Here is a 13,933-nt window from a genome sequence, read left to right as displayed (position 1 = left end):
CAAGCGGTGCCAGCAGTCTTCCCGACAAAGTGACTGAACCGAAAGCCACGGCAATTTTGTGGCGAAAAACAGGTTCTTCGCCACATTTTGGGCTGCAAGGCCGCGCTGTTAAACGGCCGCTCGGATCGTGGTATCGGCCGCTCCGGGCGAGACAGCTAGAGCGAGCGGCCCATGGCGAGGTATTTCTCGCGGCGCTGTTCGCGGAAATCGGCGTTGGAGCCGGCGAATTCCTGCATCGTCTTGGCGACCAGATCACCGGTGGCGCCGATCACCTTCTCGGGTTCGCGATGGGCGCCGCCGAGCGGTTCGGGAATGATGGCGTCGATGATCTTGAGCTCGAGCAGATCCTGTGCGGTGATCTTCATGTTCGTCGCCGCGTCCTTGGAGCGCGTGGTGTCGCGCCACAGAATGGAAGCAGCACCTTCGGGCGAAATCACCGAATAGATGGCGTGTTCGAGCATGTAGACGCGGTTCGCGGTGGCAATCGCAATAGCTCCCCCCGAACCGCCTTCGCCGATGACGATCGAGATCGACGGCACTTTCAGCGCCAGGCCCGCGGAAGTGGAGCGGGCGATCGCTTCGGCCTGGCCACGCTCTTCTGCATCGACACCCGGGAAAGCGCCTGCGGTGTCGACCAGCGTGACCAGCGGCACCTTGAAACGGTCGGCCAGTTCCATCAGGCGCACCGCCTTGCGGTAGCCCTCGGGCCGAACCGAGCCGAAATTGTGCTTCAGACGGCTGGCGGTATCGGAGCCTTTTTCCTGACCGATGACGGCGACCGATTCTCCGCGAAAGCGGGCGAAACCGCCGACAATGGCCTGGTCTTCGCCGAAGCCGCGGTCGCCGGCCAGCGGCGTGAAGTCGGTGAACAGGCCTTTGATGTAGTCGAGGCAGTGCGGCCGGTCGGGGTGGCGCGCCACCTGCACCTTCTGCCACGGGGTCAACGCCTTGTAGGCCTCGCGCAACGCATCGCGCGCGCGCTTTTCCAGCCGCGTGATCTCGTCGGCGACATCGACAGCCTCGCCGCTTTCGGCGAGCTTCTTCAATTCGAGGATCTTGCCCTCGAGATCCTGAACCGGTTTTTCGAAGTCGAGATAATTGTACATTCGTGAGGGGACCGCTGCGCCGGAAAACAGAAGGACAGGAAGCCGTAACGGCAGTTCCGAGCTATGAAACGTTGCCCTCACATAGCGATACCGGGCCTAGTCGGCAAGCGGATGGTGATCGTTGACCAGCCGAACCAGCCTTTCCTCCAGCACATGGGTGTAAATCTGGGTGGTCGAGATATCGGCATGTCCCAGCAATTGCTGTACGGCGCGCAGGTCGGCCCCGTTCTGCAGGAGATGGCTGGCAAAAGCATGTCGCAGAACGTGCGGCGATATCTTCGACGCAGCGATGCCGGCGCGAGCGGCCAGGCCCTTGAGGTCGCGTGCGAAGACCTGGCGCGGCAGGTGGCCACTGTCGGACGAAGACGGAAACAGGAAGGCGCTTTCCGCATAAGCGGGCACCTTGGTGCGTGCCGCGAGCCAGGCCGTCATGGCGGTACGGGCCTTGGCCGAAAGTGGCACCATCCGCTCCTTGTTGCCCTTGCCGCGCACCATGAAGAAGCGGTCGTCGCGCTGCGCCACCGTCACCGGCAGGCCAACCAGTTCCGAAACGCGCAAGCCTGTGGCGTAGAGCACTTCCACCAGCGCATGCAGCCTGAGCGCAGAGAGACTGTCGCTGCCCGGCGGCGGTTCCGCCACCTCGGCGGCAGCACGGTCGAGCAGGCGGCCGGCTTCGGCTTCGCCCATCGTCTTCGGCAATGGACGCCCCTTCTTGGGGCTGTCCAGCGTACCGGTGGGGTCGTCCTGGCGCAGGCCCTCCGCGTAGAGAAACTTGAAGAACTGGCGCAGCGCCGAAAGCTTGCGTGCCTGCGAGGTTGGTGCAAAACCCTGCGCTGCGACGCCGTCAAGATAGGTGCGGATGTCGCCCGAGGTGGCATTGGCCAGCCCGCCCTTGATCGCGGAGGCAGCATCTTCGAGATCGCGGCGATAGCTGGCTAGCGTGTTTTCGGCGGCGCCCCGCTCGGCGCTCATCATCTCGAGGAAAGCTTCGATGCGGACGGCACTGCTCATGGCGCAGGCTCTTTCGCTGACTAGTTTTTCTTCGGGTTCAGTTTTTCGGCCGGGATGCGCACCGAAAGCTCGGCCTGCTTGGGCGAAACGAACATCACCAGTGCGAACATCGCGCCATAGGTCAGGCCGGCCAGGATCGCCAGGGTCACGACGAGGCGGAACAGGGTCGGCATGGGTTCGAGTGGCGCCTTGATTCTATGGTGTTGCAGGAGACGTCCCGTTATGGGACGGCGATTCCGCCATTTCAAGGGCGGGCGAAGGCGTGTTGCGCCGCAGGCAGCTTGACGCAAAGGGGCTTTTCATGTCGATACGCCGGCAATGAACCCGCAAGCCGCCATTTCGCAGGACGAAAGCCGTGTCGCGCTGACCGAGCGGCTCGGCGGCCGCTCCATCGTGTTTGTCGGGCTGATGGGCGCCGGCAAGACGGCGATCGGCCGCAAGACGGCCGGGATGCTCGGGCTCAACTTCATCGACAGCGATCAGGAGATCGAGGATGTGTCGCGCATGACCATCCCGGAGCTGTTCGAACGCTATGGCGAGACGGAATTCCGCGCCCTGGAGCAGCGGGTCATTCTGCGCCTGCTGGAACAAGGGCCGCAGGTGCTTTCCACCGGTGGCGGCGCCTTCATGAACGCACAGACGCGCGAGGCGATCGCCGGGCATGGCATTTCGGTGTGGCTGAAGGCAGATCTCGATCTTCTGATGGAGCGGGTCTCCAAGAAGCAGAACCGACCGCTCCTGAAGACCCCCAACCCGCGCGCCACGCTGCGGAAACTGATGGACGATCGCTATCCAACCTATGCATTGGCCGACATCACCGTGCCGACCCGCGACGAACGCAAGGAAGTGATCGCCGAGGAAGTGATCGCGGCGCTCTGTGGTCATTTCAACATCCAGACGACGGCGGGCGAGGGGCAGGCATCATGAGCAAGACCGTCACTGTCGAGGTCGGCCTAGGTGACCGCGCCTATGATATCCTGATCGGGCCAGGCCTCATCGCCCGCGCCGGCGAAGCAGTTTCGACCCGCTTGCCGGGGACCAGGGTGGCAATCGTCACCGACGAGAATGTCGCGGCAAACCATCTCGAGACGCTGAAGAACGGGCTGGAAAGCGGTGGCGTGGCCGTTACCGCCACCATAACGCTGCCAGCCGGGGAAAAGACCAAGAGCTTCGATCACCTGCAGGAGGTCATCGATGCGGTTCTCGGCGCCAAGCTGGAACGGCGCGATGCGGTCGTTGCGTTCGGCGGCGGTGTCATCGGCGATCTGGCCGGCTTTGCTGCCGGTATCGTGCGGCGCGGCATGGATTTCGTACAGATGCCGACCTCGCTGCTTGCTCAGGTCGATTCCTCCGTCGGCGGCAAGACCGGCATCAACAGTGCCCGTGGCAAGAACCTGATCGGCGTGTTTCACCAACCGAAGCTGGTGCTGGCCGACAGCAGCGTGCTCGACACGCTGCCGATCCGCGAGTTCCGCGCCGGCTATGCGGAACTTGCCAAATACGGCTTGATCGACCGACCCGCCTTCTTCGCCTGGCTGGAAAAGAACTGGCAGGAGGTCTTTGCCGGTGGCGATGCCCGCATCGAGGCGATTGCCGAGGCATGCCGCGCCAAGGCCGATGTGGTGGCGCGTGACGAATTCGAAACAGGCGACCGCGCCCTGCTCAATCTCGGCCACACCTTCGGCCATGCGCTGGAGGCGGCGACTGCCTATGACGGCGCGAGGCTGGTGCACGGTGAGGGCGTGTCGATCGGTATGGTGCTGGCGCACCGTTTCTCCGCACGACTGAACCTGGCAAGCCCCGATGACGCGACCCGTGTCGAGGCGCATCTGAAGGCCGTTGGCTTGCCGACACGCGTCGCGGACATCCCAGGCGAATTGCCGGACGCGGACAAGCTCTTCGATTACATCACACAGGACAAGAAGGTGTCGCGCGGTGCGCTTACCTTCATCCTGACGCGCGGCATCGGCCAGTCCTTCATCGCCAAGGATGTGCCCGCCTCGGAAGTCGTGGCATTCCTGCGAGACAGCCTCGAATGACCGGGACGGCGGGATGGATCGTTGCCGGCGCGCTGCTTGTCCTGGCGCTGCTTGCCGTCCTGTTCCGCAAGCCGCTGCTTGCTTCCTTCGGTCTGCAACTGATCAGCCTGAAGCGGCGGCGCCTGACCCAGCAAGAGGCGCGTGCGGTGATCTCGCGGCTGCGGAGCGAGGCCAAAGCCATGAAGGAAGACCGCAATCGCGTCGAGGCGCTTCTGGCGCTGCGCGAGCTCGAGGTCTCCGACGTCATGGTTCACCGCACCAATATGCGCTCCGTCAATGCCGACAACGCGCCCGAAGCGATCGTACGCGAAGTTCTGCAGAGTCCGCATACAAGGCTGCCGCTGTGGAAGAGTTCGCTCGACAACATTGTCGGCATCCTGCATGCAAAGGACCTGCTGCGCGCGCTTAACGAAGTGGACAACGATTTTTCGCGGATCGACATCCTGAAGATCGCGGCGAAACCCTGGTTCGTGCCGGACACGACCAGCCTGGAGGAGCAGCTCAACGCCTTCCTGCGCCGCAGGGCCCATATCGCCATCGTCGTCGACGAGTACGGCGAGGTGGAGGGTCTGCTGACGCTGGAAGACATCATCGAGGAAATCGTCGGCGAGATCTCCGACGAACACGACATCGATGTCCAGGGCGTGAAGCAGGAGGCCGACGGCTCGGTGGTGGTGGAAGGCATGGTGTCGATCCGCGACCTCAACCGGGCTTTGGGGTGGGCGCTGCCGGACGAAGAGGCCACGACGATCGCCGGCCTCGTTATCCACGAGACGCAGTCGATTCCCGAGGAGAAGCAGGCCTTCACTTTCCACGGCAAACGCTTCGTGGTGATGAAGCGTGACAAGAACCGCATCGCGCGGATCAGGATCAGGCCGGCGTCCGTAGAGATTCAGCAGCAAGAGGCTCAGAAGCTGCGGTAAGCCTTGGCCACAACAGCCGTGCGACCAGGAATGCGGCGAAGGCGCCGAGGCTCTGCGCAATGATCCAGCCGGCGACATCGGCAAGCCTGATGCCTGCTGCCGTTGCCGTGAAGGCGCGGGCAAGCGTCATGGCGGGATTGGCGAAGGATGAGGACGCGGTGAACCAGTAGGCGGCTGCGATGTAGAGACCGACCGCTCCGGCAATCGCGGTGGGCCTGCGCGCGACGCAGCCCAGCACGACCAGCAACAGGCCGAATGTCGCCACCGCTTCCGAGAGCCACATGCCGAAACTGTCGCGCGCTGTCGCAGAGAGCTGCAGCACCGGCAGCTCGAACATCGCATGCGCTGCCCAGATGCCGATGATCGCGCCGGTGACCTGAGCGACAATGTAGGGGAAGCATTCGCGCCAGGCGAAGTCGCCGGAAGCGGCAAGCCCCAAGCTGACGATGGGATTGATATGCGCGCCCGACACCGGTCCGAAGGCGGAAATCAGCACGAACAGCATGCCGCCGGTGGAGGTCGAGGTGACAAGGAGGGCAAGGGCCGGATTGTTCGGCGCCAGCGTCGTGCCCATGATAGTCGAGCCGACAACAGTGGCGAGCAGCAGCGCTGTCGCCAGCGCTTCGGCGGCCAGCCGTCTCCAAAGCGGTTCGCTCATTTCCCCCAGTGCCCCAGCGCCAGCTTCATCGATCCAGCCAGCGATCCATGAAGCAATTCTGATCACCCAGCTGTTCGGCGACTAGCCTGTCTTTCGGAGGAATTGTTTCAAGATTCAGCTCAAGCCGGGATTGGGCGCCCGGCTCATGTCTTGGCGATCTTTGCCGAAGCGCCCTCCGTCTTGCCGATCTCGCCAAGATGGCTGGAAACGGCAAGATGGTCCAACGTGTCCAGGGGCAGCGCCAGGAACAGCGAGATACGGTTACGCATGTATTTGAATGCGGTAACGAAAGCCGCTTCCTTGTCGATGTCTGTCCCGGTGACCAGAGAGGGGTCGTCGATGCCCCAATGCGCTGTTGCAGGATGGCCTGGCCAGACCGGACATTGCTCGCCGGCAGCATCGTCGCAAACGGTGAAAATGAAATCCATCGATGCGGCTTTGGCATCGGAGAATTCGTCCCAGCTTTTCGAGCGAAAGCCATCGGTCGGGTAATTGTAGCTTTCGAGTACCTTCAGCGCGAAAGGATTGATCTCACCCTTCGGATAGCTGCCGGCGGAATGCGCCTTAAAACGCGGTGCGCCATCCTTGCGCAAAATTGACTCGGCGAGGATCGAACGGGATGAATTGGCGGTACACAGGAAAAGGACGTTGTAGGTGTCTTGCGTCATGGCAGGGCTCCTTTGGAAACATGGCATGGCGAGAATTGGGAAAGCAGAGGCGCGCAAAGTTCGGGCCGGCCATCGCAGCAATCCCTGACCAGCGACGTCACGAGCGCCTGGAAGGCGGGGAGACTGGCACGGTAGAGGATGGAACGGCCTCGACGTTCGCTCGCGACAAGCCCGGCACGCATCAGCACCGCCAGGTGCGCCGACATGGTGTTTTGAGGAACGACGCTTCGTCTGGCCAATTCCCCGGCCGGGATGGCTTGGGGCTCGACCGCGACCAATGCACGGAACACGCCAAGACGTGTCGGCTGCGCGAGTGCCGAAAGTGCCTCGATGATCGTTAGGGCGTTTTCGTTTTTCACGGAAACGCGGAAGCGCTCTAACTCTTTGTTTTTTCGCAATTCCGGATGGAAAACGGTCGCACACTTTTCCTGGAATTGCTCTGGCGTATCCATATATCCAGATTAGTGGATATATGTAACAGGCAGGTGACGCCGGCCAGGCGGCCAGTTTTCGCTTTTGTCGGTGGCTGCGTTTATGTGGGGTGGAACTGCTACCAGCGCGTTTTTTCGCCTGGGGCGGCTGGTTCGATGGCCAGTGCGTGCAGGCCGGCCTTCAGCTCATCGGCGAGCAGCGCGTTGACGGCGCGGTGGCGTTCGATGCGGTTCAGGCCGGAAAAGGCGGGCGAAACGATGCGGATGCGGAAATGCGTCTCGCCAGTCCCGTCGAAGGTGGCATGGTGGCCGCTCTCGACATGATGATGACCGGCATGAAGGTGGCTCTCGTTGACAACGGCCAATCTCTCAGGCGCAAAAGCGTCGATGAGCTTTTTTTCCATCGCCGTCTGCATGGACATTGCCGTTCTCCTTCACCACATAGGCGTGATCGCCAATATTTTCGTCGCCGGCCGGCTGCCGTTCGCCCTGTTTAAGCCGCGATTCAGCGGTTAGGGCGATCATCGCCGAAATGTCAATTCTTGTATCGCCGGGCGAACAGCCCATAAATGGGGTCAGATGAAGCCCTATCCAAAATATTTCGAAAAACTCCGCATTCGCCCGGAAAAGGACGCGGAGCTGAAGTCGCGCGCACCGGTCTGCCAGTGGGACGGCTGCAAGGAGCCGGGCACGCACCGTGCGCCGGTGGGACGCATGGCCGAGGGGCAGTACTTCAAGTTCTGCTTCGACCACGTGCGCGAATACAACAAGGGTTTCAACTATTTTTCGGGCGTTCCCGATTCCGAGATCGCGCGGTTCCAGAAGGAAGCGGCGACCGGCCACCGCCCGACCTGGACCATGGGCACGAATGGGGGCAGCAACGGCGGCACTCATACCGCGCCCGATTTCGCGAAGCAGCGCTCCGGCCGCGCCGGCTACTACAACCGCATGCGCGACCCCTACAACCTGTTCAACGAGCCGCGCGATCGTGGCGCCCCGCGCGAACGCAAGGCGAGGCCGCTTGAGGCCAAGGCGCTGGAAACGCTTGGTCTTGACGCAAAGGCGACTGGCCAAGAGATCAAGGCGCGGTATAAGGAACTCGTGAAACGCCACCATCCGGATGCGAATGGCGGCGACAGAGGTTCGGAAGACCGGTTCCGCGATGTGCTGCAAGCCTATCGCGTGCTCAAGCAGGCTGGCCTGTGTTGAGCTCAAGTTGAGCTGAGGTCGTGCCTTTTTCCAACTTTCCTCGGGTTGGAAAAGGTTTTATGACCGCCCCGAACAATTTGGGTTGCCGGCGAAGCGCAACGCTTCGCCCGTGGAGACGTTGAGACGCATGAACAAGGTCGATCGCGATATCGCCAACCTGCCCGACACGACGGTGTCGGTGAAGGAAAAATTCGGCTTCGAATCCAAGATGGTCGTGCCAGCCTATTCGGTAGCCACCGAACATGTACCGGATATCGATCCGGACTATCTGTTCGACCAGCACACCACCATGGCGATCCTGGCCGGCTTTGCCTACAACCGCCGCGTCATGGTGTCGGGCTATCACGGCACCGGCAAGTCGACGCATATCGAGCAGGTGGCCGCCCGCCTCAACTGGCCTTGCGTGCGCGTCAACCTCGACAGCCATGTCAGCCGTATCGATCTCGTCGGCAAGGACGCCATCGTCGTCAAGGAAGGCATGCAGGTCACCGAATTCCGTGACGGCATCCTGCCCTGGGCCTACCAGCACAATGTCGCGCTGTGCTTCGATGAATATGATGCCGGCCGCCCGGACGTGATGTTCGTCATCCAGCGCGTGCTGGAAAGCTCCGGCCGTCTGACGCTGCTCGACCAGAGCCGCGTCATCCGCCCGCATCCGGCCTTCCGGCTGTTTGCCACTGCCAACACGGTCGGCCTCGGCGATACCACCGGCCTCTACCATGGCACGCAGCAGATCAACCAGGCGCAGATGGACCGCTGGTCGATCGTGACCACGCTGAACTACCTGCCGCACGACAACGAAGTCGCTATCGTGCTGGCCAAGGCCAAGCATTACAAGAACGACAAGGGCAAGGACATCGTCAACAAGATGGTGCGCGTTGCCGACATGACGCGTTCGGCCTTCATCAATGGCGACCTGTCGACCGTCATGAGCCCGCGTACGGTGATCACCTGGGCCGAAAATGCCGAGATCTTCGGCAATGTCGGCATGGCGTTCCGGCTGACCTTCCTGAACAAGTGCGACGAGCTGGAACGTTCGGTGGTGGCCGAATTCTATCAGCGCGCCTTCGGTGAGGATCTGCCGGAAAGCGCCGCCAATGTGGTGCTTGGCTAAACAGGAAATTCCATGGCCGGCCCCGGCGACAACACGCGCAACAAGCCGAAGAACGGCTCGGACACGGACGCTTTCAAGCGTGCCGTGACCGTGTGCATGCGCGCCATCTCCGGTGACAAGGAGATGGAAGTCGGCTTTGCCAAGGAGCGTCCGGCGCTGGCCGGCAGCCGCGCCCGCCTGCCGGAATTGCCGAAGAAGGCTTCATCCGTCGACATCGCGGTGACCCGCGGCCTCGGCGATTCCATGGCGCTGAAGCGTGCCTGTCACGATACCCGCATCCACACCAAACTGGCGCCGGAAGGCAAGCAGGCGCGCGCGATCTTCGATGCCGTCGAGCAGGCCCGCGTCGAGGCGATCGGCTCGCGCATGATGGCCGGCGTTGCTGACAACATCGGCACGATGCTGGAAGACAAATACGCCAAGGCCAATCTGGCCGATGTGCGCGATCGCGCCGATGCGCCGCTCGAGGAAGCGCTGGCATTGATGGTCCGCGAAAAGCTGACCGGCCGCGCCGTGCCGAAGAGCGGCGAACGCATGGTCGATCTCTGGCGTCCCTGGGTCGAGGACAAGGCCGGTACCGACCTCGACGGACTGGCTGGAAAGCTGGAAGACCAGCAGGCCTTCGCCCGCGTCGTGCGCGAGATGCTCGCTTCCATGGAAATGGCCGAGGAACTCGGCGACGACCAGGAAACGGACGAGACCGAGGACGACGACGACAACCAGCCGCAGGGCGAGGAGCAGAGCGAGGAAGGCGGCGAAGACGATTCCGGCTCCGACCAGTCGCAGGCCGAGGATGCCGACGCCTCCGACGATGACGAGGACTCCGCCGAGGCCGAGGCCACGGACGCGACTTCGCAGGATTTGTCCGACGAAGAAGAGGCCGATGCCGAGACGCCGGGCGAAGCCAAGCGCAACGACAATCCTTTCGCCACGATCTCGAAGGACGTTGACTACAAGATATTCACCACCGCCTTCGACGAGACGGTGGGCGCCGAGGAATTGTGCGACGAGGAAGAGCTCGACCGTTTGCGCGCCTTCCTGGACAAGCAGCTCGCCAACCTGCAGGGCGTGGTGGGCCGGCTAGCCAACCGCCTGCAGCGCCGGCTGATGGCGCAGCAGAACCGCTCGTGGGACTTCGACCTCGAAGAAGGTTATCTCGATCCGGCACGTCTGGTGCGCGTCGTCATCGATCCGATGCAGCCGCTCTCTTTCAAGCAGGAGCGCGACACGAAGTTCCGGGACACCGTGGTGTCGCTGGTGCTCGACAATTCAGGCTCCATGCGCGGGCGACCGATCACGGTGGCGGCGACCTGCGCCGACATCCTGGCGCGTACGCTGGAGCGTTGCGGCGTCTCGGTGGAAATCCTCGGCTTCACCACGCGAGCCTGGAAGGGCGGGCAGGCGCGCGAGAAGTGGTTGAAAGACGGCAAGCCGCCGGCGCCCGGTCGCCTTAATGATCTGCGTCACATCGTCTACAAGTCGGCCGACGCGCCTTGGCGGCGCGCGCGCCGCAATCTCGGCCTGATGATGCGCGAAGGCCTGCTCAAGGAAAACATCGACGGCGAGGCGCTGTTGTGGGCGCACAACCGCCTCATCGGTCGGCCCGAGCAGCGCAAGATCCTGATGATGATCTCGGATGGCGCGCCGGTCGACGATTCCACGCTTTCGGTCAACCCGGGCAACTATCTGGAACGGCATCTGCGCGCCGTCATCGAGCTGATCGAAGATCGTTCTCCGGTGGAACTGCTGGCCATCGGCATCGGCCATGACGTGACGCGCTATTATCGCCGCGCCGTCACCATCGTCGATGCCGAAGAACTGGCCGGCGCCATGACCGAGCAGCTTGCCTCACTGTTCGGCGAGGAGACTGCTCGCGACATGCGCCGCGGCGGCTTCAGGCGCGCTTCGTGAGCCATTTAGGGCGGGTGTCGATGCCAAGATGGCTCCGGCTCTTTTCTTCTCTCTCCATGGCTGGCCTTTTGGCTACTTCGTCGGTTTCGGCGGCAACCCGCCAGGCAGTCGAACCGGTCGAAATCAGCGTACGGCAGATCCAGCAATTCCATATCGGGCGTGACGAGAAGACGTTCGGACCGCTGGAATTCGTCGGCGGGCTGGAAATGACCGGTTCTTCGCGCGATTTCGGCGCGCTGTCGGCTTTCCGTTTCCTCAATCCGGGCGGCGACTTCATTGGCGTGACCGACACAGGCTTCTGGTATTTCGGTTCGATCGCACGCATGGCGCAAGGTCAGCCTTTCGCCATCTTCAACTTCACCATGCAGCAGATGGTGGATGAGGCGGGCCAGCCGATCGACAAGAAATGGGAAGTCGACGCCGAAGGCCTCAACGTCAAGGGCGACGTTGCCACTGTCGGTTTCGAGCGCAACCATCGCGTCGCGCAATTCAAGATCGACCCGGCCGGCATGAAGGCGCCGTTCAAGCTGCTCGATTTCGTGGTGCCGGAGAACGAGCTGCGCAGAAACCGCGGCTTCGAAACGGTGACGCGCGCGCCGGTCGACGGGCCGTTGAAAGGCGCGCTGGTGGTGGTGTCCGAAAAGAGCCTCGACAAGGATGGCAATATCTACGCTGCCATCATCGAAGGGCCCGGCAAGGGCATCTTCAAAGTGCGCCGCAATGGCGAGTTCGACATCACCGATGGCGCATTCCTTCCCAGTGGTGACCTGCTGCTCCTGGAGCGTTCCTTCTCGATGGCCGGCGGCGTCAAGATGCGACTGCGCCGTATCGCCGGCGCCGAGATCGCCAAGGACAAGGTTGCCGATGGCTCCGTGCTTCTGGAGGCCGACATGGCTTACCAGATAGACAATATGGAAGGCATGGACGTGTGGCGGCGCGAGGACGGCAAGCTGATCGTGTCGCTGGTCTCCGACGACAACCACTCGATCCTGCAGCGCAATCTCTATCTGGAATTCATCCTCAGCGAGGATTGAGAGCGTCACTGCCCCAATGTAGGCTGGTGTCTGCACGCTTCGAGGCTGGCCGATGCCCTCAAATGCCACGGACCTGATCGATCGCTATTGCGCCGTCTGGAACGAACCCGACGATGCGCGGCGCGCAACGCTTCTGCACGCCGTCTGGGCCAAGGACGCGACCTATACCGATCCGCGTGCGGACACGACAAGTGCGGAAGAGTTGCTCGCCCATATCGTCAGGGTGAGGGCCGGCCGTCCCGGTGCCCGGATCGTACGCACCACCGCGGTCGACATTCATCACGATATCGCGCGTTTTGGCTGGCGTGTCGTCGAGGCCGACGGCACGGAGCTGCCGGAGGGCCTCGATATCGCCATGCTCAGCCCGGACGGCAACCGCATCGAGAGCATCATCGGCTTCTTTGGACCGCTGCAGCCGCCGAAGTGACCCATCTTGCCGCTGCCACAAGCCTTAGCGCGGTTTAACGGCGAGCCAGATGGTATGCTTGGCGCCGCGCTTGCCGTGGGCGCGCACCGTGACGGCTTCGGCTGCGAAACCGCTCTGCTGCAGCCGACGTGTGAAGCCGCGATCAGGACCGGAGGACCAGACAGCCAGAACGCCACCCGGTCTCAGCGCGTCGCGGGCAGCCTTGAGACCGCCAAAACTGTAGAGCGTGTCGTTGCTGTCCTGGGTCAGCCCCTCGGGGCCATTGTCGACATCGAGCAGGATGGCATCGAATTCGTGACGGGCGGCATCGATCAGACGGGTGACATCGCCTTGCCTGACGGTGACGCGTGGATCGTCGAGGCAACCATCGAAGATGGCGGCCATCGGACCGCGCGCCCAGGCAATGACGGCTGGCACCAGTTCGGCGACGGTGACCTTTGCCTGACCGCCAAGTTCGGCGAGAGCGGCGCGCAAGGTGAAGCCCATGCCGAGACCGCCGATAAGGACATGGATGCGGTCGCGCCTGCCGAGTTTCTCCAGCGAGAGCCGGGCGAGCGCTTCCTCCGATCCACTCAGACGGCTGTTCATCAGCTCGTTGGAGCCGAGCATGATCGAGAATTCACTGCCGCGCCGTTTCAGCCGCAGCTCCTGCTTGCCGTCAGGCGTCCTGGCGGCGTCGAGCTGCTCCCAGGGGATCAAGGCTGGACCGTTGCCGGCTGGCTCCAGCGTGCGGCGATCAGGCGGTAGGGGATCAGCGCGAAGACGGCGATGATCAGCTTCACCGACAGGTCGCCCAAAGCCCAGGACACCCAGCGCATGGTTTCCACAGGGAATATGCCGAGCAGTGGCGCATTCTCCAACGCGAAAGCGTCGTCAGGGCCGATGAAGGCGAAAGCGGCGGAAAAGGCGATCGAGAAGAAGATCAGCGTATCGAACACCGAGCCCACCAGCGTGCCGAAGATCGGTGCGCGCCACCAGCTCTGGCGACGCAGCCAGTTGAACACGGTGACATCCAGAAGCTGCGCGGTGAGGAAGGCGGCACCGGAAGCGCATGCGATACGCACCAGGCGGGCGGCGGCAGTGTCGAATTCGATTAAGCCGGCACGGAACAGAAGTGGCGGTGCCACGATGGAGCAAATCACGGCAGCCATGAAGCCGACGAAGACGATCCGACGCGCCACAGCCGGTCCGTAGCGACGATTGGCGAGATCCGTGACGAGGAAGGCGAAAGGATAGGTGAAGGCGCCCCAGGTCAGGATATCGGCCAGCGACAGCACCCCGACCTGTCCCTGCATCGGGAACTGGACAAGGATGTTCGAGGCCACGACGACAAGCGCCATGGCGATCACGAAGGGCAAATACTGCGAAAAGAAACGCATTTTTTTATCCTGGGTAATGGAAC

General features: G+C 62.7%; 17 protein-coding genes. 8 read left to right on the top strand and 9 right to left on the bottom strand.

The window, feature by feature from the left end; translation table 11 throughout:
* Window positions 1–155: 155 nt before the first annotated feature.
* The 3 genes from AO692_RS30585 to AO692_RS30575 form a co-directional block, all read right to left on the bottom strand.
* Complete coding sequence (locus tag AO692_RS30585) at window positions 156–1,106, bottom strand: acetyl-CoA carboxylase carboxyltransferase subunit alpha (RefSeq protein ID WP_054313788.1); 951 nt, start codon at window positions 1,104–1,106, stop codon at window positions 156–158.
* Between the two features lie 96 nt (window positions 1,107–1,202).
* A complete protein-coding gene (locus AO692_RS30580) occupies window positions 1,203–2,117 on the bottom strand; it encodes a site-specific tyrosine recombinase XerD (protein WP_054313787.1) in 915 nt (304 codons plus the stop codon).
* 20 nt (window positions 2,118–2,137) lie between these two features.
* Window positions 2,138–2,290, bottom strand: coding sequence for a hypothetical protein (locus tag AO692_RS30575; RefSeq protein WP_054313786.1), 153 nt, complete (start codon window positions 2,288–2,290; stop codon window positions 2,138–2,140).
* Window positions 2,291–2,435: 145 nt separating this feature from the next.
* Here AO692_RS30575 and AO692_RS30570 point away from each other — a divergent pair, with 145 nt between their 5' ends.
* The 3 genes from AO692_RS30570 to AO692_RS30560 are packed head-to-tail and all read left to right on the top strand — an operon-like array spanning window position 2,436 to window position 5,079.
* Window positions 2,436–3,044 carry a shikimate kinase gene (locus tag AO692_RS30570; protein ID WP_054313785.1) on the top strand — a complete coding sequence of 203 codons (609 nt, stop codon included), beginning with the start codon at window positions 2,436–2,438 and terminating at the stop codon, window positions 3,042–3,044.
* On the top strand, window positions 3,041–4,156 hold the full coding sequence (gene aroB / locus AO692_RS30565; RefSeq protein WP_054313784.1) for a 3-dehydroquinate synthase: 1,116 nt from the start codon (window positions 3,041–3,043) through the stop codon (window positions 4,154–4,156). Before AO692_RS30570 ends, aroB begins: the two co-directional genes overlap by 4 nt.
* Window positions 4,153–5,079 (top strand): transporter associated domain-containing protein, encoded by a 927-nt coding sequence (locus AO692_RS30560; protein ID WP_054313783.1) that lies wholly within the window; start codon window positions 4,153–4,155, stop codon window positions 5,077–5,079. Before aroB ends, AO692_RS30560 begins: the two co-directional genes overlap by 4 nt.
* Here AO692_RS30560 and AO692_RS30555 read toward each other — a convergent pair.
* From AO692_RS30555 to AO692_RS30540, 4 genes are all read right to left on the bottom strand, one after another.
* Window positions 5,027–5,737 carry an MIP/aquaporin family protein gene (locus AO692_RS30555; protein WP_054313782.1) on the bottom strand — a complete coding sequence of 237 codons (711 nt, stop codon included), beginning with the start codon at window positions 5,735–5,737 and terminating at the stop codon, window positions 5,027–5,029. The two genes, AO692_RS30560 and AO692_RS30555, sit on opposite strands and share 53 nt — an antisense overlap.
* A 143-nt stretch (window positions 5,738–5,880) precedes the next feature.
* Window positions 5,881–6,405 carry an arsenate reductase ArsC gene (locus tag AO692_RS30550; RefSeq protein WP_054313781.1) on the bottom strand — a complete coding sequence of 175 codons (525 nt, stop codon included), beginning with the start codon at window positions 6,403–6,405 and terminating at the stop codon, window positions 5,881–5,883.
* The gene (locus AO692_RS30545) at window positions 6,402–6,764 is read right to left on the bottom strand and encodes a metalloregulator ArsR/SmtB family transcription factor (protein WP_054313965.1); all 363 of its coding nucleotides are present in this window, start codon (window positions 6,762–6,764) and stop codon (window positions 6,402–6,404) included. The genes AO692_RS30550 and AO692_RS30545 overlap by 4 nt, the downstream gene beginning before the upstream one ends.
* A 191-nt stretch (window positions 6,765–6,955) precedes the next feature.
* Entirely contained in the window at window positions 6,956–7,258 is a 303-nt protein-coding gene (locus tag AO692_RS30540) for a BolA family protein (protein WP_054313780.1), read from the bottom strand.
* 157 nt (window positions 7,259–7,415) lie between these two features.
* On the opposite strand from AO692_RS30540, the gene AO692_RS30535 reads away from it, so the two are divergent.
* The 5 genes from AO692_RS30535 to AO692_RS30515 all read left to right on the top strand — a co-directional run bounded on the left by AO692_RS30535 (window position 7,416) and on the right by AO692_RS30515 (window position 12,531).
* The gene (locus tag AO692_RS30535; protein ID WP_054313779.1) at window positions 7,416–8,045 is read left to right on the top strand and encodes a J domain-containing protein; all 630 of its coding nucleotides are present in this window, start codon (window positions 7,416–7,418) and stop codon (window positions 8,043–8,045) included.
* A 127-nt stretch (window positions 8,046–8,172) separates the two neighbouring features.
* Complete coding sequence (gene cobS, locus AO692_RS30530) at window positions 8,173–9,159, top strand: cobaltochelatase subunit CobS (RefSeq protein ID WP_054313778.1); 987 nt, start codon at window positions 8,173–8,175, stop codon at window positions 9,157–9,159.
* 12 nt (window positions 9,160–9,171) lie between these two features.
* Window positions 9,172–11,070, top strand: a complete 1,899-nt coding sequence (gene cobT, locus AO692_RS30525; protein WP_054313777.1) for a cobaltochelatase subunit CobT — start codon at window positions 9,172–9,174, stop codon at window positions 11,068–11,070.
* Window positions 11,071–11,090: 20 nt separating this feature from the next.
* A complete protein-coding gene (locus AO692_RS30520) occupies window positions 11,091–12,104 on the top strand; it encodes an esterase-like activity of phytase family protein (protein ID WP_054313776.1) in 1,014 nt (337 codons plus the stop codon).
* A gap of 52 nt (window positions 12,105–12,156) precedes the next feature.
* On the top strand, window positions 12,157–12,531 hold the full coding sequence (locus AO692_RS30515; protein WP_054313775.1) for a hypothetical protein: 375 nt from the start codon (window positions 12,157–12,159) through the stop codon (window positions 12,529–12,531).
* Window positions 12,532–12,555: 24 nt separating this feature from the next.
* Here AO692_RS30515 and AO692_RS30510 read toward each other — a convergent pair whose 3' ends face one another.
* A complete protein-coding gene (locus AO692_RS30510) occupies window positions 12,556–13,230 on the bottom strand; it encodes a hypothetical protein (protein WP_054313774.1) in 675 nt (224 codons plus the stop codon).
* Window positions 13,227–13,910, bottom strand: a complete 684-nt coding sequence (locus AO692_RS30505) for a queuosine precursor transporter (RefSeq protein WP_054313773.1) — start codon at window positions 13,908–13,910, stop codon at window positions 13,227–13,229. The genes AO692_RS30510 and AO692_RS30505 overlap by 4 nt, the downstream gene beginning before the upstream one ends.
* Window positions 13,911–13,933 lie beyond the last annotated feature (23 nt).

This window comes from Mesorhizobium sp. 1M-11 (genome assembly GCF_001303895.1).
Taxonomy (GTDB): Bacteria; Pseudomonadota; Alphaproteobacteria; order Rhizobiales; family Rhizobiaceae; genus Mesorhizobium.
This window is presented reverse-complemented; position numbering and strand designations above follow the sequence as displayed.